Genomic DNA, 18,942 nt, shown 5'->3' with positions numbered 1-18,942 from the left:
CGCTATTTTGAAACAAAAATACCATAAGGACCCAACTTCAACTTTTGCCCTTCTAACTTCGAATCATTGGAAGAGAAGAGTATATCTTCAAACTTATTTTTTATCGAAACCTCCACACTTTCATTCGTAATATTCTGAATTACAAGTACATCACCATCTTGATGTGGTCTAGTGAATGATACTAGTTTTTTATTTACAATACCTGATTTTTGAAGATTAGGTGGACTAATTTGGGCCAAAGCTGGAACAGCTTTTCGCAGGGCAATCATTTTTTTGTAATGATTAAAAAGCGAATTTTCATCCTCTATTTGAAACTTTAAAGGTGTGGTTTTTGAGTCCGTATTGTAGACTGGTTTTCGCCAGTTGGTTCTGTCATTGTCATCTGAGCGTTTATCCCAAATAAATGCTTCTCTGATATTTTCATCCGGCTTTTTTCCTTTCATGCCTATTTCTTCTCCATAATACAAATACGGATTCCCAGGCAATGTAAGTAATAAATTGGCTGACATTTTCAGCTTATCAATATTCCCTTCGGCCACACTTCCAATTCGGTTTTGATCATGATTACTGAGCATCGTTGCATCAATAAATTCAGAATTTTCTTTGGCAAATATTTCATAATTCTGAATCAATTTTGAAACAATATCTTTTGAATCCTTGCCTGTTTTCACAATATCTTGAATGGCAAAACACAAATCGAAGTTGAAATTGGCTTTTAAACCTCTAAAAAATGGAGCAATTTTTTCGGCCGAGGTCCACACCTCTCCTACTATGTAAACATCGGGCTTTATGGCTTCCATTGTCGCTCGAAACTCCTCCCAAAAAACATGACATTTATCGGCCTCCCAATCAGGATAAATGTGTTTGGCTGCATCCATCCTAAATCCATCTACGCCTTTTTCTAACCAAAATCGGCCAATTTCATAAATTTCTTCTCTAACCTTCGGGTTATCCATATTCAGGTCGGGCATCTCGCTCCAAAACATCCCGTAGTATTTCTCCTCGTCACCTTTTTTTGCCCAATGCCATGGATTTGTTTCTGTGCTGTCAGCAGTTTTTTCTCTTTCCGCAATTCCTTTGGCCTTAATTAGATCTGGAGTCAACCAATTATAATAATTCCTATAAGGATTATCTTTCCCCTTTTTGGCTTCTTGAAACCAGTAATGCTGACTGCTTGTATGATTTATGACAAAATCTAATAGGACTTTAATATTGCGTCGGTGAGCTTCCTCCAATAGACGTTCAATATCTTGCATTGTTCCACATTCTGGATCAATAAACTTATAGTCAATTACATCGTATTTGTGGTAAGAATTCGATTTAAAAAATGGTGTAATCCAGATTCCTTCAATTCCAAGGTAGTGTAGATAGTCGAGTTTGGAAGTGATTCCATTTAGGTCGCCTTTGCCATCATGATTAGTGTCACAAAAGGAGCGAACGAAGATTTCATAAAAAACCTTCGGATTATTGTCTTGTTGTTGGTTGTTCAATTGGACGTTATTTTTCTAAAAAAGTATTATCATAGGAACCACAAAGATAGAATTTCCAACAAATAATACCTCTTTCTAGCTTTTTATAAATAGGATTTCTTTTAATAAAACTATGATTTCAAAGAAAAAACAAAGTTTAAAACCCAAAAAAAGTTGGCAAATTATCGCCAACTTTTCTAACATTTATTCAACCACTATATTATTTCTTCTTGATAATAAATACATTAACTGCGGTAAATATCAACCAAAGCCAAGGTGCACCATGCATCAACAGGTCGCCCCAATCCATCATTTGCATACCCTTTGCTCCACCCAAAACCCATCTGATTTTTCCCAAAACATGCGGTTCGGGAACAAAAGGAGCCAATCCCAGGGTCAGTGAAGCCATCAAAGGCGTGAGAAGTGATTTATATTTATCTTTCATTACTTTATTCCTTTTGCAGCCAAACCCGAATATCCAGCTCCGCTTAAATTATAGACTTGTTTAAAACCTGCTTGCTGAAGCAAAGTTGAAGCCTTAGAACTACGACCTCCTACCGCACAATACACAAAAACTGGTTTGTTTTTATCCAATTTACTTGCCTGCTCTAAAAACTTAGGATCGGCTACGCTGATTAATTTTGAAGAGCTAATTTTGCCTTCGGCCCATTCACCAGGAGTCCTAACATCTATCAATTGGGCATTAGGTGTAGCTTTTATTTTAGACACGAAGCCATCCAAATCAAGGGTGTTAACCTGTGAATTGGCATCTGAACAATTTAAAAATCCAAAACCAATCATCAAAACCAATAAAAAACTCTTCACTTTTTTCATCTTTTCTTTATTAAATCATCAATCAATCCAAAAAACAAATATCCCATTACTGCCCCATAAATAGTTGAATTTAAAGGCTTAGAGGTAATCATACAAGTACCTGACGAGCAACCAATCTGCTGCCAATATAAATATCCACCGATTCCGCCAGTAGCAATTCCAATAAGAGGTAATAAAAACTTTTTCATGATTTTTCTGATTTTATTTCCTCAAAATCAATGTTTTCTGTGTCTTTTTGCTCCACTTTAGAACTTTGCACTGTTGCACATGCTGCACATCCTGTATTGGTTATTGCTTGAAAAATAAACAAACCGCCAATAAGTGCAAAAACATAGTTTTTCCCCGTGATACTAGTGACAACAATGTAAGCTCCCATAAACAACCGAAGCCAACGCATAAAATTCCATCCTGTCAATATTGTTTCTTTCATTATGTATTCTTAATATTCAAATATATGAACATTTAATCATATAATCAAATTTAAAAATCAAAAAGTTCAATCTAAAAAAAAATAATTTGGCTTTGCAACCAAAAAACCAAGTTTTGACTCATTGTATTTATAAGGGGTTTAAGGGTAATAATTTGATGGCGAGTGTCTGCAAAGCCTCGCCATTCAAATCAAACTATCAGTTTATGAAGTATATCACTATTATATTTTTATGGGTAATATTTTCATGTAAAAATGGAGAAAGTATAATGCCCGATGACAACAAAACAGCTGGCCTTTCTGTTCCAAACAGCCTACACGCAAAATGGCAATTGGTTGAATACGAAACAAATGAAAAGATTCCATATCAGATTGTGCTAGAGTTTAAAAATGAAAAAAATGAGAAAGGCAACTGGACTTTGAGTGGTAAAAGTTCTGTTAATTTTTATCAAGCTGATTACGATTTTACGGGTCAAAAAATAAAAATCAGTAATCTGATAGTAACTGAAATAGCAGGAAATTTGGCAGCAACAACATTTGAAGAAAAATATTTAGACCGACTCCTTCAAGTTTCTGATTTTAGTGTAAAAAATGCAACACTAAACTTGAGTTCTTCGAAACAAAAAATGATATTTAAACTTACTAATTAATATGAAAAACATAATATTAAGTCTCTGCCTTACCACAATGATATTCACAATGAGCAACTGTGAACAAACCAATCCAGAGGTAAAATCGGTTAATATTTCATCCGATTTTGCTGCAAAAACTTCCAATTTTGCTTTTGATTTTTGGAAAAACCTTCAGGCCGACGAGTCTGTTGACAAAAACTATTTCATCTCTCCGCTAAGCTTGCATATTGCCTTAGGTATGCTTCTAAACGGTGCTGATACCGATACGAAAAAAGAAATTCAAAAGGTTTTAGGATTAGAGAATCAAAGCATGGAAGAAATCAACAAAACCTATTTAGAATTGATAGAAAACCTTCCAAAAGTAGATCCAAAAGTAGTTAATACCATTGCAAACTCTATCTGGCAAGACAAAAATTTCACATCTGAGCAAACCTTCATTGATAATCTTACGAGTAGTTTCAAAGCGAGACTCTACAACGAAGATTTTGGCAATCCAGCCACAGTGGATAAAATAAACAAATGGGCTAGCGACAATACAAATACCAAAATCAAAAAGATTCTGGAGCAGATAGAGCCGAGTCAGGTGATGTTTTTAATAAACGCTCTTTATTTTAAAGGCGATTGGACTAAGGAATTTAAAACTGAAAACACACAAAAAGCGGAGTTTGTTGGCACAAATACTACTAAGATGGTAGATATGATGAATCAAACAACTGAATTCAAATATGCCGACTTGAAAGATTATCAACTAGTAGAACTGCCATATGGAAGCGAAAAATATACCATGAATATTGTTTTGCCCAAAAATACCAGTATTGAAAATGTTGTAAAAAACCTTAACGCAGCAACATGGCAGTCGGCACAAAACTCACTTACCAAAAGAAAAGTAGTGGTAGGTCTGCCTAAATTTAAAATTGAATATTCGAAAAAATTGAATGGTATTTTACAACAAATGGGGATGGTGAAGGCTTTTTCAGACCAAGCAGATTTATCCAAAATAGCCAAGCCGGCAGGAAAACTAAAGGTGGGTTTTGTAAAACAAGATACTTTTGTGGCTGTGGATGAAAAAGGCACTGAGGCAGCTGCTGTGACAACTATTGGCATTGAAGTTACTTCCCTCCCTGTTTATCCTGAAATTATTTGTAATAAGCCTTTTGCATTCTTAATCACAGAAAAAACCTCAAATACAATAATGTTTATAGGTAAAGTTTCGAATTTATGAAAAAAATATTATTAGTCTTAGCTGTGGCATTAGCCAATTGGAGCTGCATTGATGAATGCAATCAAACCCGTACTTACAAAGCCACTGTACCGTTTCAGATTGGGCAGGAGCAGCTCAAAAATGGTATTGTCAACGAAGGGCCACGCGAATTAGAGAAACTTGCAAAAATATACGCTTATGAAAATTATTTAATCATCAGCGAAACTAAAAAAGGTTTGCATATTATTGACAATTCCAATCCATCGAACCCTGTAAAAGTTTCATTCTTAAAAATACCGGGTGTGATAGATATGGCTGTCAGAGATAATATCTTGTATGCTGACAGCTACACGGATTTAGTAGCATTAGACATCACAAATCCAAAGGCCATAAAAGAAGTAGGAAGGATAAAAAACATGTTCAACTACGGACTTGTAGAGGGTATAAGTTGGTATTATGATCCTTACTCAAAGATCATAACCGATTATGAATTTAAGACGGTAACCGAAACCGTTTCGACAAATTGTGGCCAAAATGGATCTGTTTGGCCCGTATATCGTGGTGGAATAGCACAAGACGGAGCATTTAAAAACTCAACATCGGTGGCAAACGGACAAACTGGAACTAGCTCTGGAACTGGAGGTTCCATGGCGAGATTCACTATTTATGAAGATTATCTTTATGCCGCCACTCAATCTGACCTTCTAGTTTTTAACATAAAAAATGGACAAAAACCAGACTCCATCAGCAAGGTAAATCTTGGATGGGGGATAGAAACCATTTTCCCTTATAAAGACAAGTTATTTATTGGCTCCAATACTGGGATGCACATATTTGACAACTCAAGTCCTGCTTCGCCAAAAAGACTATCTATATTTCAACATGCCAGAGCTTGCGATCCAGTGGTAGTTGAAAACGACAAAGCTTATGTTACACTAAGACAAGGCTGGTGCGGAGCAGCACCCAATCAGCTAGATGTAGTAGATGTAAAAAATCTCTCGGCTCCTTTTTTGATAAAATCATATCAGATGGAAAACCCGCATGGTTTATCAATCATAAACAACAAACTCACCGTCTGTGAAGGCAAATTTGGACTTAAATCATTTGATGCCAAAGACCCTTCGGACTTAAAACTTCAGCAACACCTAAAAGACATTCATGCCTTCGATGTAATCCAGTTAGACGACAAACACTTATTAATGATAGGTGAGAATGGATTATACCAATATGACAATACAGACCCTAAAAATTTGAAACTTTTAAGTAAAATCGAAGTTAAAAAATGAAAAAAATATTGATTTTAACTATAATTGGAAGTTTTGTTTTCAATACTTCCTTTGCTCAAACTAAAAAACTTTTCAAATATCCATTTGTAAACCAAACGGAATTTGGCGTATTATTTGGAAGAGTAAAAAACACGAACTACTACTATCCAAATTATTCGAGTTACTGGCCAGGACCTACTACAAATGGATTTACCATCCAAAATATAGCCAGCCTAAGCTTACAAACATTCAATGGACTTAAAGTTAGAAAAATGACTACATTGGGTTTTACTACTGGCTTAGATCTTTACTCCACCACCCTATTAGTTCCGGTGGCATTAGGCGTTCGTCATGTGTTTTATGAAAAAAGCCAGGAGGGGGCAAAATTACAGGCGGGTTTAGATGCTGGCTTTGGTTCAACTATAGCCAATGCGTCAAATAGTTACGAAACCGTAAAAGGTGGAGCTTTGGTAAATCCAACAATTGGCTTCAAATTTCCAACCAAAAATGGGTCTGCTTGGCTCATAAATTTAGGTTACAAATATCAATATTTAGAAATCACTCAGAATATCGAAGCCACTGATATTTACAACATATCTAGTAAAGAAACCAGAAACTTAAAACGTTTTCAGGTAAGATTGGGCTTCGAATTTTGAGTAATCAATAACCAGAAACATCCTTGGTTTGAGATACCGAATTGGTATCCAAACCTAACCTTCCTTTGGCATCTTCTAAAATAGCGATGGTGGCTGTGGCACCTAAACGTGTACAACCCAATTCTCTAACTTTAAGTAGCCCGTCTAAGCTCCTCACTCCACCAGCGGCCTTAATTTGCACATTTGGATCTGCATATTTTCGCATCAATATCAAATCGTGTTCTGTAGCTCCTTTGTAATTATAATCTCCGTTGGCTTGTTTTACATACCCATAACCCGTAGAAGTCTTTATAAAAGCCACACCAATCGTAGAACATATCTTGCAAAGTTTGATTTTATGTTTGTCTTTGGGCAAAAAATCATTCTCAAAAATAACCTTTAAAATGGCTCCATGTTTTAGACATTCTTTGTTTATAGCATTTATTTCTTTTTTTACATATCGCCAATCTTCGCCTAACACTTTACCTGCATTTACCACCATGTCTATTTCAGTAGCACCATCTTTACAGGCCAATCGAGTCTCAAAAACCTTGGCCTGAATTGTGCCATTGCCATGAGGAAAACCTATAACACTACAAACCTTTACGTCCGAACCTTTTAATATCTCAGCGGCTTCCTTTACAAAATAGGGCTTAATACAAACTGCCGCCACATCATATTCTTTGGCTATTTGGCAACCTTCTATTAAATCCTTATCTGTCATTGTTGGATGTAACAATGAATGGTCAATCATTTTAGCAATATCCTGGAGGGTGTACATAATGAAAGTTTTGAGAAATGTTAATTTTAAAATTAAAGCTTAAATTTAGATATTTTACCTGATAATAATTTTCAAAAAATGCAATCAATTGTCACACCCTTGAATTTTTATCACAAAAACACTTTCTGAAACTGAAAATCCTGGTTTCAACAATATTGATTTTCCTGCCAAATATTGAACATTTGATTGATTTGAGATACTATTTTCTGCTTCAATAAACTGAGAAACTTTTTTGGCCAATGTTTGATTGGAGATGTTTTCAGCCTGCGAAATACTCAAGCTTGATGGACAATTATTGATTACATAGGTTTGGCTGACAGATCTATTACCGCTATCATCTTTGGCTTGAACTGTGAAAAAATTATTCGAATTTGCCAAAGTTTGGACTATAAAACTATTAGAAAAAGTGGCCCCTAAATATTGACCATTAAGAAAAACCTCATACTCGACTTGACTATCTATATTATCGGTAACTGAATGCCAAGAAAATAGATAACCACTTGGTTGAGAAATTACCGATAAATTAGCTGGTATATTTGGAGCTGAATTATCATTTGAAACACAACTCTTTAGAAATTTTGCATCAGCCCAATCTCCATGATCGCCACAATTACTATCTCCAGCATCAGATAACACCAATTTTAGCTCACTAACACCTAGCACGCTCACATTTATGGATAATGGCGACGAGTTTTGATTAAGCACTGGACTTTGATAAACCAAAACATTATCGTTGTAAACCCTAAAAATCACTGTTCCGCATACATTTCCTGTTATTTCATCATCTATCCCTACAATGCTACTAAAACTTTCAAAACCCAAACCAGCTATGTTATAAGTTATTTCTGAATTCGCATGTGAACCCAATCCTTTAGAAAAAGTAATACCGTTTAGTCGAAGGGTGTTACCATCATTAGGGTAATATTCACCATTACTTTTGTCTTTTTCAAACTGTCCGTAACCATTAATTGCCGAAGCTTCGTTCAAATCTGACAAATAAGTGATAAAACTTCCGCCTACACAACTTTGATTTGGCGTAAAATCTAAAACTGAACTTTTTGTTTTGTTACCTGCCCTATCTCGTATAACCACAAAAACTTTGAAATTCTTATTTAATATAGAACTTGTAGATTGATAAGTGTATGTTGAAGTGGAGTTGCTCAAGTAGGCAACTCTTTGGGCATTAATAACCAATTCAATATTTTTTACTGCATCATTATCAAAAATTGGATTCCATTGAATCTGGAAACTAGTTGAGGTAATTTGTTCCACTTTCAGGTTGGCAATACTTGGTGGAACTTGGTCAGATGGGTTGCAATTGGGAAATACATCCTTTTGAAAGGTAGTAGAAAGCCCATACGAATCTGTTACCGTCAAAATAAATCTGTAATAATAAGAATTTCCGTCACAAGGCACTGTACCGAATTGGAATATCCCATTTAAACTTGGCAAATTAAGCTCTTGATGCCTATGTTCATTGTGATACAAGAATGCCTCCCATTTATAAGTCAAACCATTGTTGCTTTCCTCATTATCAGAAACTTGGGCATTGAGAGTAACACTTGGTGACCCCAACGAAGCAAAAACCTCTACGTTGTCTATTGTTGTAGAGATAATAGCTGGAGGAGTGTTATTAATAGAAACCGTATGAGATACTAACGAACTCAATCCCTGCGAATCATAAACAATCAATGTTACCTGAAAAGCCTGGGGATTGCTATTATTTGCTACAAACTGATGGGTTGGATTAATTCCATTTGCAGAGGTGCCATCTCCAAAAAACCAAAGATAGGATAAAGCAGAATTTTCTGGATCAAAAGACGAGCTTGCATCAAAGCTGACATTAAGAGGGCTAATGCCGTATAATGGGTTATAAGTAAATTTAGCAAGTGGTGCTTGATTTCCTGATGGAGCATATTTTATCTTTTTTACTACTCCTGTAACTGCCGTGTAGTACAACGACTCATCAAATTTGTTATAAGCAAAACTAATCAAACCAACAATGGCTGGATGAAAGTCCACTTTCGATTGCGGATTGTTGTTGGCATCAAACTTGAAACTCTTAGCCCATTGATTATTAAACTCTGCAAAAAAATAGCTGCCATGATATTCTTCTGGATAACTTTCTCCTTCGTAAAAGACGCCTCCAATAGAACTTCCACCAACAAAGTTTGAATATGGAAAAGAAGAAGATCCAACATCCAAAACATTATCATTTATTACAACTCTCGCCGTGCTATTCGTTCTACCCCATTCTATAGCTGGTTTCAGTGGATTTAATGGATGATAGGGCGGATTGCTTTCATATAAATGATCAATTCCCTCAAATCTTGGCCAGCCAAAATTCTGCCCACCATTGGTTACAATATTTATCTCTTCCTTGGTATCTTGACCTACATCACCAACATACAAGACTCCTGCATTACCATCTTCCAAATTGTGGCTTCCAGTATTGGGTTTTATCGTAAATCTAAAAGGATTTCTGAAGCCCATAGCATAAACTCTAGACTGCGGAGCCCTTGGTTGAGCGGGGTTAAAAAATGGATTGGAGGAAATTCCGTTACCATTGGAAGGATCAATTCTGACAATTTTTCCATTCAGTGAATTCTGGATTTGACAACGCCAAAGCCGACGAGCAACATATTCCTCTTGTGTTATTATCCCATCAGAATAAGCTTGGAGTTCATAATCAGCCCCCGAAGCCCCGTCGCCACAAGACACTAATAATGAACCGTCTATTGCAAACTTTAAATCTCCCCCTGAATGATAAATACCAGTAAGTGGAAAACCAGTAGATTTAGTTTCTCCTATTAAAACAAATCTTGAATTAGGCACGACAGATGCAAAATTATTAGCTGGGTCCAAGGTAAATCTGGTCACTCTACCAATCGTAGCTCCTTGCTCATTTGAATTTGAAGAATAGGCAACATTTCCATAATAAAGTAAATGGTGTCTATCAACAACATAATACAAATAAATATAACCATTATGCTCAAAATCAGGATCTAAAGCAGCACTAAGAAGTCCAAAATCGCCATAAGTGGCAACTTCTTCCCTAATATCTATTAGCAAGTTTTTATGATTATCAGCAAACGAATATACCCTTCCATCTCTTTCCCAAACGTACATTTTGTTTGCGTGATCAAAGCCTACTCCCATCGGCAAGTCCCAAGAACCAAAATTTTCCTCTAGAAAACCTGCTGGGTATTGTGCAAAAGAAAACTGAAAAAAAAGAAGAAACGGGATTAAAATTTTATACATGGTTTATAGCTTTATAGTGGACTTTACAAAGCTATAAACTTTGAAACAAGCAAAGAAAAAAATTTATTAAACGGTATAAATATTAACCTATAAAGTTACAAACCAAAAGATTAAATAAATTGGCGATTTATACGAATTAGAAAACAATATGATTGAAAATTCAAAAATTTAAAATACTTGCCATTTTGAGCATTAATAATAAATAGTGAAATAAGGAATTTCAAAATAGACACTCTCCTTGCCAACAAATGCAATCGTTAAAAATATCTATTGGAAAATTTTCAGCAGATTCAAAAATCCCAAAAACAGTAGAGCCGCTACCTGTCATCGAAGCATAGTTTGCTCCTAATTTATAGAGTAGTTCTTTAACTACTCCAATTTTCGGATGGTTCTCTATGATTTTTTTTTCGAAATCATTTTTCAGAACATTTGCCCAATCATTTAGTGGCGAGGCTATTATTTCCTTTATACCTACAACAGGCATACTAGGCTTCACCCCCGCATAAGCCTCGGCAGTGGAAATATGAATTTGGGGATTTACCAAAATTATTTGCTTTCCCTTTAAATTGAGATTAATTTCTTCAAACTCTGTGCCTTTTCCGAAACAAAATTTTGGCTTATTTTCAATGAAAAACGGGCAATCACTTCCCAATTGTTCGGAAAATTTTTCTAATTGATTAATCGTCAAATTTAATTCAAATAGCTCATTCAACATTTTCAAAGCAAAAGCACCATCAGCCGAACCCCCACCTATACCCGCACCCATCGGTAAGACTTTGTGTAATTGAATACTTACTGATTTGCCAACAATAAATCCTTCGTTTTCTAAAATCCTAAAGGCTTTCAAAATCAAATTATTTTCTTGATTTCCAGGTATTAATAGACCCGAAGAATTAAAAGAGAAACTATCAGATTTTACCATTTCAAGAGCGTCGCACCAGGCTACAGGATAAAATACCGACTCAATGTTATGGTATCCATCAGATCTTTTTTCAATAATATTAAGCCCTAGATTTATTTTTGCATTTGGAAAAGATACCATAAACTAATTTTTTACAAATTTAGGAAAAGAGCGATTGGAATCAAAGATATGTGTTTGTGGGAAAAACATTCTCATCCAATAATAACACAGATTTTGGGGGGATTAAGCACTGATTGTTTTTCTTAGCCTGGTATTTATATTTAATGCTCTAATTTTCATTTGTTTGAAAGCTTTTGCAATTCAAAAAATATTATTAATTTTGCACTCCAATTTTTGGCTTGTCGGAGTAAATGGTTCTTTCGCAAGCTTATTTTTCACCAAAAAAATCTGAACCAAATGTCACAAAAGATCAGAATTAAATTAAAGTCTTTCGACCACATGTTGGTTGACAATTCATCTGAGAAAATCGTTAAAGCAGTAAAATCTACAGGAGCTACAGTTAGCGGACCAATTCCGTTGCCTACGCGTGTTGAGAAATTCACTGTTTTACGTTCTCCTCACGTTTCAAAAAAATCTAGAGAGCAATTCCAGCTTTGTACTTACAAGAGATTGATAGATATCTACTCTGCAAGTCCTAAAACTGTAGATGCACTAATGAAATTGGAACTACCAGCAGGTGTTGACGTTGAAATCAAAGTGTAGTTTTCGTAAGAATCGACATTTTAAAACCTTCTTTTTCTAACGAAAAAGAAGGTTTTGTTTTTTATAGCCTCCAAATTTTGATTTGTTTTTTATAGAAATAGAATCAGAATAAAGTATTTTGCTATTTTTGTTAAAACAATAACATTTCAATGTGGGTATTAGCCGAGCAAAACTCTATCGCCAATAATTTCCTGAGCGAATTGCGTGACAAAGAAATCCAAAAAGACACCATGAGATTTCGAAGAAATCTGGAGCGAATTGGAGAAATATTTGCTTACGAAATTTCAAAGTCGCTTTATTTGGTGAACTCAAAAACCGAAACTTCATTGGGAATAAAAGAAAGCCAAACTCTGAGTGAGTATCCGATAATTGCTACCGTGTTGCGTGCTGCAATGCCGTTACATCAAGGACTATTAAACTTTTTTGATAAATCAGACAGTGCTTTTATAGGGGCATACCGTGGTATTCATGACAAAAAAGAACATTTCGAGATTGAAATGGACTATATCAGCAGCCCAAGTTTGCAAGGAAAAACACTCATCATTTGTGATCCGATGTTGGCAACAGGTAAATCTTTAGAGAAAGCCTATCATGCATTACTTCGGTTTGGAATTCCTTCAAAAACCCACATAGTTTCTGTTGTTGCGAGCGATAGAGGTGTAAGGTATATCAATGCTCGTATGCCAGAATGCAAACTCTGGATTGGTGACATCGACCCAGAACTCAATACAAAATCTTACATCGTTCCAGGTCTGGGAGACGCTGGCGACTTGGCTTTTGGTGTGAAAATATAAACTACCCTAAAAATATAAAACCCTAGAATGAAAAACGAAAAATCAGACCTACAGCATTTGTTCAGTATGCCAGTTATTGTGGCCGCATTGGGCTATTTTGTTGATATTTATGACTTACAACTTTTTGGAATTGTGAGAATTCCAAGCCTTGAAAGTCTAGGACTAAACAAGCAAGAAGTCGATACCATCGGAACTGGTATTATAAATATTCAGATGATTGGTCTACTCATCGGTGGCATCCTTTGGGGAACATTAGGAGATAAAAAAGGTAGGCTTTCGGTACTGTTTGGCTCTATCATCACCTATTCACTGGCAAATATTTTTTGTGGTTTCATACCCCAAATGGACTTTGTAGATAAAGTAGAAGCTTACAAATGGCTTCGGTTTTTAGCTGGAATTGGGCTTGCAGGGGAACTAGGAGCAGGAATTACGCTGGTTTCAGAAGCTTTACCAAGGCATTTAAGAGCCAAAGGAACTTCCCTTGTTGCAGGAGTCGGACTCTTGGGTGCAGTTGTGGCCACATTTACTGTTAAATTATCAGGTGACTGGACCATCGCTTACTTCATCGGGGGTGGTATGGGTTTCTTACTTTTGTTGCTAAGAGTTGGCGTTTTGGAGTCGGGGATGTACAAAAACTTAACTGATAAGGCCCATGTTTCAAAAGGAAATTTCTTTGCATTTTTTACCGATTGGAATAGATTCACAAAATATTTAAGATGTATCGGTATTGGTATGCCCACTTGGTTTTGCATAGGCATTTTGGTATATCTGAGTAATCAGTTTGGTGAAACATTTGGTTTTACAGAAAAAGTTGAACCAGGCTTGGCTATTATGTGGGCCTATGTGGGTATTTCAGCAGGAGATTTCCTGAGCGGATTTCTAAGTCATTGGTTAGCATCTCGTAAAAAGGCGATTGCTTTAATGATGGGCATGTCGCTTCTTGGCGTTCTCTTTTATTTATTTGGAGGCATGCAAAGTGCCTTTACGCTTTATGCCACGTGTGTATGGTTAGGATTTTGGACAGGTTACTGGGCCATGTTTGTTACCGTTGGAGCCGAACAATTTGGCACAAATTTGAGAGCAACGGCAGCCACTACAGTACCCAATATGGTAAGGGGTTCAGTAGCAGGAATGACTACCTTATTTGGCTTCTGGAAACCTGATTTCGGCGTAATTTGGGCTGCGGCATTGGTGGGTTTAATAATTTATATAATAGGTTTCTATTCTACGCTAAGTATAGCAGAAACCCACGATAAAGACCTCGATTATTTAGAAGTTTAGGCAGTTTTGGTTTTCAAATCAAAAACCACTTTAGACCTAAAATAATATATCGAAACCAATGTTGAAGTAATAAAATATGTTAAAAATATTGGTTTAAAAAAAGCTTGCTGCTCAAATAGTGGGTTCCAAAAGTTGGTAAAAGCTATCATGCCGATACCGTAAAGGTTCTTGATGAGTTCAAAAAACAAAAAGCTTGGATTTTTATCCATAAACTCTGTGTAGGCGTAAATATTGAGAAAAATCATCAGCCCATAAAGCAGCAATTGCGTTAAAGAAAGATTCCCAAAATAATAAAACATAATAGTCAAAAAGCCAAGGGTTATAAAAAACTGAACCCAAATCCAAGTTCTTACTCCAACCGAAAATTCAGTTGCATACTTCTGAAAATTATACGGATTTGTAATTTTGTCAACAGGATATTTTTCCTCGAAACCATCTGGACGCCAGCCTGTTGGCATAAACCAAATTCTGAATTTATCTTTCCAAGAATCGGCCCTCCAAGCATCCAAAATCAATAACCATAGATGCTTAAAGTTAATTTTTATTGGGTTCCAAGTGGCCATTGGCCTTGTTATGCCATAAACTGGTTTTAAATTGGGTAATTCTTCTTGAAAAGTACCAAAAAGTTTATCCCAAATAATAAAAATCTGACCATGGTTTTTGTCCAAATATTCGGGATTCAAAGCATGATGAACCCTGTGATGCGAAGGCGTTACGATGATTTTTTCAAGAAAACCCATTCTGTCAATATAGACCGTGTGATACCAAAATTGAGCAAATAGCTGTATAGGAGCCACAATACCAATTACCTCAGGTTTAACCCCAAAAATGGCGGCTGGAATCAAGAAAAACGTAAAAATATTCACAAAGGTAGAAATACTTTGACGCAATGCACACGCCAAATTAAACTCCTCACTGCTATGGTGAATGGCGTGTTTGTTCCAAAAGAAATTAACCTCATGAGCTAAGCGATGTACCCAATAACCAGAAAAATCCAAAGCTATAAAGGCAATAATATAAACCCAAATCGTAGATTTAATCTCGAAAAGTGCCACATGATCATAAAACCATTTGTATGAAATGATGGTAATACTTAATCCCAAAACGTCTTTTAGTGTATTGGAATACCCTGAACTAAGACTTGAAATGGTGTCCATAGTCCGGAATTCGTGCTTAAACCTCAAATATCCGTAAAGTTTTTCGGCCATTACCAAAAACAAAAAAATCGGAGAGGCTATAAGAAGAATCTTTGCGTAAGTTTCCATTAGTATGCAAGCATAATATTATTTATACAAATATAGCAATTATTGCATACTATAAATAATCCAAGAAAAAATTATGCTTATTTCAGCAGTTTTTCGAAACAAATACTGTTTTCAACACCTATGTATTGACCAAAATTTTCAGTAATCTGATAATTATTTTTATGATATAGTGACACAGCTTCTGTTTGTCTTTTACCTGTTTCCAAAACCAATTTTTCGGCATTCAGCTCTTTTGCCCACTTTTCCAATTCACTGATTACCAAAGTAGCTATGCCTTTTCCTCGCATACTTTCTTCCACAAACATTCTCTTTATTTCCCAGACATTCGTTATACCCATCTTTTTGATGGCACCACAAGCAACGGGTCTGTCAATCTCAAAAAAAACGATTACATGATTTATACGGTCAATTTTATTGAATTGATCATAAAATGCATGTTCGTCACCGTCAGTTATGGTCAAGTAGGCATCAAGTTTTTTTACTAAAGCTACAAAATCTTCATTTGAAGAATTGGTACGTAGAATTTCGTGCATAAGAAATAGGAAATTTTAAAGACTTGAAATTTTCTCAAAAATAAAAATAATTGAAATTTCCAGACCTTAAAATATTAGAGGAAGAAGAAATTTAGAATCCAATGGCATTGCCTCCATCTACTCTCAAAGACACACCAGTGATATAAGATGCCGCCTCTGATGCCAAAAATACTGCCGCGTGGCCAATATCTTCGGGTTTGCCGAATTTTGCCATTGGAGTACGTCCCAAGGCTTTGTTCATACGGTCTGGATCGGAGCTCATGGCGGTTTGCATCATGGCCGTTTCAATGAAGCCCGGAGCTATGGCATTTACTCTCACGTTAAATTTCGACCAATCAGAAGCCAAGGCTTTTGTAAGGCCTTCAATACCACTTTTTGAAGCGGTGTAAGCAGGCACTCTGTCTATTCCATAATATCCCGCCATTGAAGAAATCATGATGATAGATCCCGATTTACGTTCAATCATTTTTTTTGCTACCTCTCTGCTTAAGGCAAAAACTGATGTTAAATTGGTTTGAATAATATTGTTAAACTCCGCATCGGTAACATCAACAGCAGGTTTTTTCATATTTATACCTGCGTTATTTACCAAAACATCTATCTCACCATATGTCTCCGTAATGTTTCCGACCAGTTCTGTAGTTTTGCTGAGATCCGTAACATCGTTTACCATGTAAAATACATTTTCCCCAATGGCCTTTACAGCTTCTTGTAACATGTTTTCTCTACGTCCGGTAATGATTACTTTAGCACCTGCGTCTCTTAAACAACGGGTTATTTCAAAACCAATACCAGAGCCTCCACCTGTTACCAGTGCAATTTTATTTTCTAATGAAAAAGGATTTGTCATTTTTGTTTATTTGCTAATTCTAAAGCACTTGTTGTAATATAATATTTCAAAAGCATATTGGGCACTTCCCAATCAGGCAAGTTTTTTACTTTGTAAAATTTCAAATATCGTTCCATCACTTCCCCAAAATGAGCCTCATGCCCCGTTCTGTATTTTGTGGGAATATCCACTATATAGTCAGTTCCAGTCTTAACTAAACTTATACCTGGGTATTTTGCCTTCAATTTTTCAAATTCTGCATTCAAATTTGCCTCAGAAATTTTAGAATTCTTGATATATAAAGTCGGCATATATTTTTCTTCTTCCCCTTGTTTGATTTCAATATTTCCAAGAGAGCCTTTAATAATAGAATAGTGTGTATCGCCACCTTTGTCAGTACTATAATTCCAAAGTACTTTTACTTTAGAATGGACATTTTTTACTTTGAAATCTATTTCGCCGTTGGCAAATACATTCAGTGTATTGGCATCTTTTAAGTCTTTTTTTAAGAAGTCGGGGAAAGTTTTAGCCCCAGTTATTTTTCCAAATTCTTCCAAAGTCATTTCTGTCGGCCAACGCTTAGCAGCCAAAATATGGGCATCTTTTACGTCCAAAGGTGTTTCTGGAAATGCAGCCCAAAGGGCTAAATCTACCAAGTGGGTAGTCACATCTACAATGCCTTCGCCTTGTTGTTTGGTATCCATAAACCACTGTGGGCGAATCAATGGACTACCTGAAACGTACTTGAAGAAATGGTGAACACTTTCTTTGATAATTGATGGGTCTTCTGGAGTTCCCGGCAATAAATCTCCAAAAATACCTTTCATCATAGAGAGCTCTCTTTGCAAGGTAGTAGTAATTTCTGACCGCTCAGTCATGATATCGTATAACAGAATATTTTTTTCTTTAGCAACTTTAAAGGCTGTTTTGAGTTTTTCATAACCTTCCGTGTTTATACACATGGGCTTGTCGGCCAAAACGTTCATTCCTGATTCTACTGACTTTAATATTGCATCTGTTTTTGTGGCATTGTTTCCTGCCATCACCACAATGTCTCCTTTTTTCTCGGAAATCATTTTCTCGAAATAATCAGAACCAGTGTAGGTACTTGTTTTCCAAGAAGTTGGGGCTTCATTACGAGTATTGTAAGAGTTTATTCTTTGCAAATGTTGGTTCAAATCCTCTCCGGCAGGTGCATAAATTTGCACCTCGGAATCAAGGCCAGCCAACATAGTTTTCTGTACCAAAGCGGCATGAAAATGTCCAGGATCCAAAGTAATTATTCTCGCAGGTGCTTTCTCAAATTTGGCGTTTTTCGAATAATCTAACATTTTATTTTTACCGATAGCGTATGTAATTCCTCCAAAAACATGTTGCATAAAAAGCGGATCTTCAAAATCCTTCTCGCTGTGTCCACCTGCGGTGTAAAATGAGCGTCCACCTTCAAAATCATGATACCAGGCGTTGGGATAATTTTGCGTGTGAACATTCGACTTAAAAGTTGTAGAATCTAAAACCATCAAAACATTCAATTTGTTGGTCATTGGAGTAAAGAAATACCATTCGTCAGTTCTTTTCCATTCATTGGGAAGCATTTTGGTGGAAGGGTGCTTTTTATCAATCACTTTGACTGTTCCGTCTTGGTAGGGTGGGTGCACTTTGAAAGTCGCCCCAAGCATCTGATTGAACCATTTCCAATTTCGCTCTACACCCGACGACGAATGAATACCCACAAATCCACCTCCTGCACGAATATAACGCTGTAAAGCGGCCTCTTGGTCAGCATCAAAAATATCCTGATTGGCACTTAGAAATACCAAAGAACTATATTTTTGAAGGTTTTCGTCATTAAACTGACTGGCATCTTCAGAAATATCTGCATTTATGCCTCTTTGTTCACAATATTCTTTGACTTTTTTTGCTCCAAATTCTATGGAAGCATGCCTATATGCCCAAGCTGCATTTTTTGAAAATATGAGTATTCGTTTTTCAGTACGATTTTTTTGTGCAAATGATATTTGAACAAACAATAAAGAAAGAAGAAGTATTCGAAACATTTATATTAAGGTTGTTAATACAAACCTATAAAATTTTCGAATGCCTTTTTAGGT

At 36.0% G+C, this 18,942-nt stretch carries 19 protein-coding genes; 7 read left to right on the top strand and 12 right to left on the bottom strand.

The features are described 5' to 3' along the window. Window positions 1-2: 2 nt before the first annotated feature. The 5 genes from EGI24_RS17870 to EGI24_RS17850 all read right to left on the bottom strand — a co-directional run bounded on the left by EGI24_RS17870 (window position 3) and on the right by EGI24_RS17850 (window position 2,733). Window positions 3-1,490 carry an alpha-amylase family glycosyl hydrolase gene (locus EGI24_RS17870; RefSeq protein ID WP_255049917.1) on the bottom strand — a complete coding sequence of 496 codons (1,488 nt, stop codon included), beginning with the start codon at window positions 1,488-1,490 and terminating at the stop codon, window positions 3-5. A 199-nt stretch (window positions 1,491-1,689) separates the two neighbouring features. Continuing rightward, the gene (locus EGI24_RS17865; RefSeq protein WP_255049916.1) at window positions 1,690-1,914 is read right to left on the bottom strand and encodes a hypothetical protein; all 225 of its coding nucleotides are present in this window, start codon (window positions 1,912-1,914) and stop codon (window positions 1,690-1,692) included. Next, a complete protein-coding gene (locus EGI24_RS17860; RefSeq protein ID WP_409035489.1) occupies window positions 1,914-2,303 on the bottom strand; it encodes a rhodanese-like domain-containing protein in 390 nt (129 codons plus the stop codon). The genes EGI24_RS17865 and EGI24_RS17860 overlap by 1 nt, the downstream gene beginning before the upstream one ends. Then, window positions 2,300-2,491, bottom strand: coding sequence for a DUF6132 family protein (locus EGI24_RS17855; RefSeq protein WP_255049914.1), 192 nt, complete (start codon window positions 2,489-2,491; stop codon window positions 2,300-2,302). Before EGI24_RS17855 ends, EGI24_RS17860 begins: the two co-directional genes overlap by 4 nt. Then, entirely contained in the window at window positions 2,488-2,733 is a 246-nt protein-coding gene (locus EGI24_RS17850; RefSeq protein WP_255049913.1) for a hypothetical protein, read from the bottom strand. The genes EGI24_RS17855 and EGI24_RS17850 overlap by 4 nt, the downstream gene beginning before the upstream one ends. Before the next feature lie 203 nt (window positions 2,734-2,936). Between EGI24_RS17850 and EGI24_RS17845 the strand changes: the two genes are divergently transcribed. Genes EGI24_RS17845 through EGI24_RS17830 form a run of 4 tightly spaced genes read left to right on the top strand, consistent with a single transcriptional unit; the run spans window position 2,937 to window position 6,484 of the window. Next, window positions 2,937-3,380 carry an META domain-containing protein gene (locus tag EGI24_RS17845; protein ID WP_255049912.1) on the top strand — a complete coding sequence of 148 codons (444 nt, stop codon included), beginning with the start codon at window positions 2,937-2,939 and terminating at the stop codon, window positions 3,378-3,380. 1 nt (window position 3,381) lies between these two features. After that, entirely contained in the window at window positions 3,382-4,584 is a 1,203-nt protein-coding gene (locus EGI24_RS17840) for a serpin family protein (protein WP_255049911.1), read from the top strand. Continuing rightward, window positions 4,581-5,849, top strand: a complete 1,269-nt coding sequence (locus EGI24_RS17835; RefSeq protein WP_255049910.1) for an LVIVD repeat-containing protein — start codon at window positions 4,581-4,583, stop codon at window positions 5,847-5,849. The genes EGI24_RS17840 and EGI24_RS17835 overlap by 4 nt, the downstream gene beginning before the upstream one ends. Continuing rightward, window positions 5,846-6,484 (top strand): hypothetical protein, encoded by a 639-nt coding sequence (locus EGI24_RS17830; RefSeq protein ID WP_255049908.1) that lies wholly within the window; start codon window positions 5,846-5,848, stop codon window positions 6,482-6,484. The genes EGI24_RS17835 and EGI24_RS17830 overlap by 4 nt, the downstream gene beginning before the upstream one ends. Before the next feature lie 4 nt (window positions 6,485-6,488). Here the strand turns inward: EGI24_RS17830 and deoC are convergent, their stop codons facing one another. The 3 genes from deoC to ispE all read right to left on the bottom strand — a co-directional run bounded on the left by deoC (window position 6,489) and on the right by ispE (window position 11,547). Next, complete coding sequence (gene deoC / locus EGI24_RS17825; RefSeq protein ID WP_255049907.1) at window positions 6,489-7,244, bottom strand: deoxyribose-phosphate aldolase; 756 nt, start codon at window positions 7,242-7,244, stop codon at window positions 6,489-6,491. An 84-nt stretch (window positions 7,245-7,328) separates the two neighbouring features. After that, window positions 7,329-10,505 carry an NPCBM/NEW2 domain-containing protein gene (locus EGI24_RS17820; protein ID WP_255049906.1) on the bottom strand — a complete coding sequence of 1,059 codons (3,177 nt, stop codon included), beginning with the start codon at window positions 10,503-10,505 and terminating at the stop codon, window positions 7,329-7,331. Between the two features lie 220 nt (window positions 10,506-10,725). Further along, window positions 10,726-11,547 carry a 4-(cytidine 5'-diphospho)-2-C-methyl-D-erythritol kinase gene (ispE, locus tag EGI24_RS17815; protein ID WP_255049905.1) on the bottom strand — a complete coding sequence of 274 codons (822 nt, stop codon included), beginning with the start codon at window positions 11,545-11,547 and terminating at the stop codon, window positions 10,726-10,728. 276 nt (window positions 11,548-11,823) lie between these two features. Between ispE and rpsJ the strand changes: the two genes are divergently transcribed. The 3 genes from rpsJ to EGI24_RS17800 all read left to right on the top strand — a co-directional run bounded on the left by rpsJ (window position 11,824) and on the right by EGI24_RS17800 (window position 14,204). Next, window positions 11,824-12,129, top strand: coding sequence for a 30S ribosomal protein S10 (rpsJ, locus tag EGI24_RS17810; protein WP_255036142.1), 306 nt, complete (start codon window positions 11,824-11,826; stop codon window positions 12,127-12,129). A 149-nt stretch (window positions 12,130-12,278) separates the two neighbouring features. Next, the gene (gene upp / locus EGI24_RS17805; protein ID WP_255049904.1) at window positions 12,279-12,923 is read left to right on the top strand and encodes a uracil phosphoribosyltransferase; all 645 of its coding nucleotides are present in this window, start codon (window positions 12,279-12,281) and stop codon (window positions 12,921-12,923) included. Window positions 12,924-12,950: 27 nt separating this feature from the next. Continuing rightward, window positions 12,951-14,204, top strand: coding sequence for an MFS transporter (locus EGI24_RS17800; protein WP_255049903.1), 1,254 nt, complete (start codon window positions 12,951-12,953; stop codon window positions 14,202-14,204). Here the strand turns inward: EGI24_RS17800 and EGI24_RS17795 are convergent. The 4 genes from EGI24_RS17795 to EGI24_RS17780 all read right to left on the bottom strand — a co-directional run bounded on the left by EGI24_RS17795 (window position 14,201) and on the right by EGI24_RS17780 (window position 18,888). Further along, entirely contained in the window at window positions 14,201-15,469 is a 1,269-nt protein-coding gene (locus EGI24_RS17795) for a sterol desaturase family protein (RefSeq protein ID WP_255049902.1), read from the bottom strand. The two genes, EGI24_RS17800 and EGI24_RS17795, sit on opposite strands and share 4 nt — an antisense overlap. A 77-nt stretch (window positions 15,470-15,546) precedes the next feature. Then, a complete protein-coding gene (locus EGI24_RS17790) occupies window positions 15,547-16,002 on the bottom strand; it encodes a GNAT family N-acetyltransferase (RefSeq protein ID WP_255049901.1) in 456 nt (151 codons plus the stop codon). A 91-nt stretch (window positions 16,003-16,093) separates the two neighbouring features. Beyond that, window positions 16,094-16,852, bottom strand: a complete 759-nt coding sequence (locus tag EGI24_RS17785) for an SDR family NAD(P)-dependent oxidoreductase (protein ID WP_255049900.1) — start codon at window positions 16,850-16,852, stop codon at window positions 16,094-16,096. Then, on the bottom strand, window positions 16,849-18,888 hold the full coding sequence (locus tag EGI24_RS17780) for a putative oxidoreductase C-terminal domain-containing protein (protein WP_255049899.1): 2,040 nt from the start codon (window positions 18,886-18,888) through the stop codon (window positions 16,849-16,851). The genes EGI24_RS17785 and EGI24_RS17780 overlap by 4 nt, the downstream gene beginning before the upstream one ends. Window positions 18,889-18,942 lie beyond the last annotated feature (54 nt).

Source organism: Lacihabitans sp. CS3-21 (assembly GCF_024343675.1).
Classification (GTDB): Bacteria; Bacteroidota; Bacteroidia; order Cytophagales; family Spirosomataceae; genus Leadbetterella.
This window is presented reverse-complemented; position numbering and strand designations above follow the sequence as displayed.

What these genes read in the sequence shown, in the direction of transcription:
- EGI24_RS17845 (WP_255049912.1), top strand. Translation starts at nt 2,937, where the DNA reads ATGAAGTATATCACTATTATATTTTTATGGGTAATATTTTCATGTAAA.
- upp (WP_255049904.1), top strand. Translation starts at nt 12,279, where the DNA reads ATGTGGGTATTAGCCGAGCAAAACTCTATCGCCAATAATTTCCTGAGC.
- EGI24_RS17855 (WP_255049914.1), bottom strand. Translation starts at nt 2,491, where the DNA reads ATGAAAAAGTTTTTATTACCTCTTATTGGAATTGCTACTGGCGGAATC.
- EGI24_RS17840 (WP_255049911.1), top strand. Translation starts at nt 3,382, where the DNA reads ATGAAAAACATAATATTAAGTCTCTGCCTTACCACAATGATATTCACA.
- EGI24_RS17785 (WP_255049900.1), bottom strand. Translation starts at nt 16,852, where the DNA reads ATGACAAATCCTTTTTCATTAGAAAATAAAATTGCACTGGTAACAGGT.
- deoC (WP_255049907.1), bottom strand. Translation starts at nt 7,244, where the DNA reads ATGTACACCCTCCAGGATATTGCTAAAATGATTGACCATTCATTGTTA.
- rpsJ (WP_255036142.1), top strand. Translation starts at nt 11,824, where the DNA reads ATGTCACAAAAGATCAGAATTAAATTAAAGTCTTTCGACCACATGTTG.
- EGI24_RS17860 (WP_409035489.1), bottom strand. Translation starts at nt 2,303, where the DNA reads ATGAAAAAAGTGAAGAGTTTTTTATTGGTTTTGATGATTGGTTTTGGA.
- EGI24_RS17790 (WP_255049901.1), bottom strand. Translation starts at nt 16,002, where the DNA reads ATGCACGAAATTCTACGTACCAATTCTTCAAATGAAGATTTTGTAGCT.
- EGI24_RS17795 (WP_255049902.1), bottom strand. Translation starts at nt 15,469, where the DNA reads ATGGAAACTTACGCAAAGATTCTTCTTATAGCCTCTCCGATTTTTTTG.
- EGI24_RS17780 (WP_255049899.1), bottom strand. Translation starts at nt 18,888, where the DNA reads ATGTTTCGAATACTTCTTCTTTCTTTATTGTTTGTTCAAATATCATTT.
- EGI24_RS17800 (WP_255049903.1), top strand. Translation starts at nt 12,951, where the DNA reads ATGAAAAACGAAAAATCAGACCTACAGCATTTGTTCAGTATGCCAGTT.
- ispE (WP_255049905.1), bottom strand. Translation starts at nt 11,547, where the DNA reads ATGGTATCTTTTCCAAATGCAAAAATAAATCTAGGGCTTAATATTATT.
- EGI24_RS17865 (WP_255049916.1), bottom strand. Translation starts at nt 1,914, where the DNA reads ATGAAAGATAAATATAAATCACTTCTCACGCCTTTGATGGCTTCACTG.
- EGI24_RS17830 (WP_255049908.1), top strand. Translation starts at nt 5,846, where the DNA reads ATGAAAAAAATATTGATTTTAACTATAATTGGAAGTTTTGTTTTCAAT.
- EGI24_RS17850 (WP_255049913.1), bottom strand. Translation starts at nt 2,733, where the DNA reads ATGAAAGAAACAATATTGACAGGATGGAATTTTATGCGTTGGCTTCGG.
- EGI24_RS17820 (WP_255049906.1), bottom strand. Translation starts at nt 10,505, where the DNA reads ATGTATAAAATTTTAATCCCGTTTCTTCTTTTTTTTCAGTTTTCTTTT.
- EGI24_RS17835 (WP_255049910.1), top strand. Translation starts at nt 4,581, where the DNA reads ATGAAAAAAATATTATTAGTCTTAGCTGTGGCATTAGCCAATTGGAGC.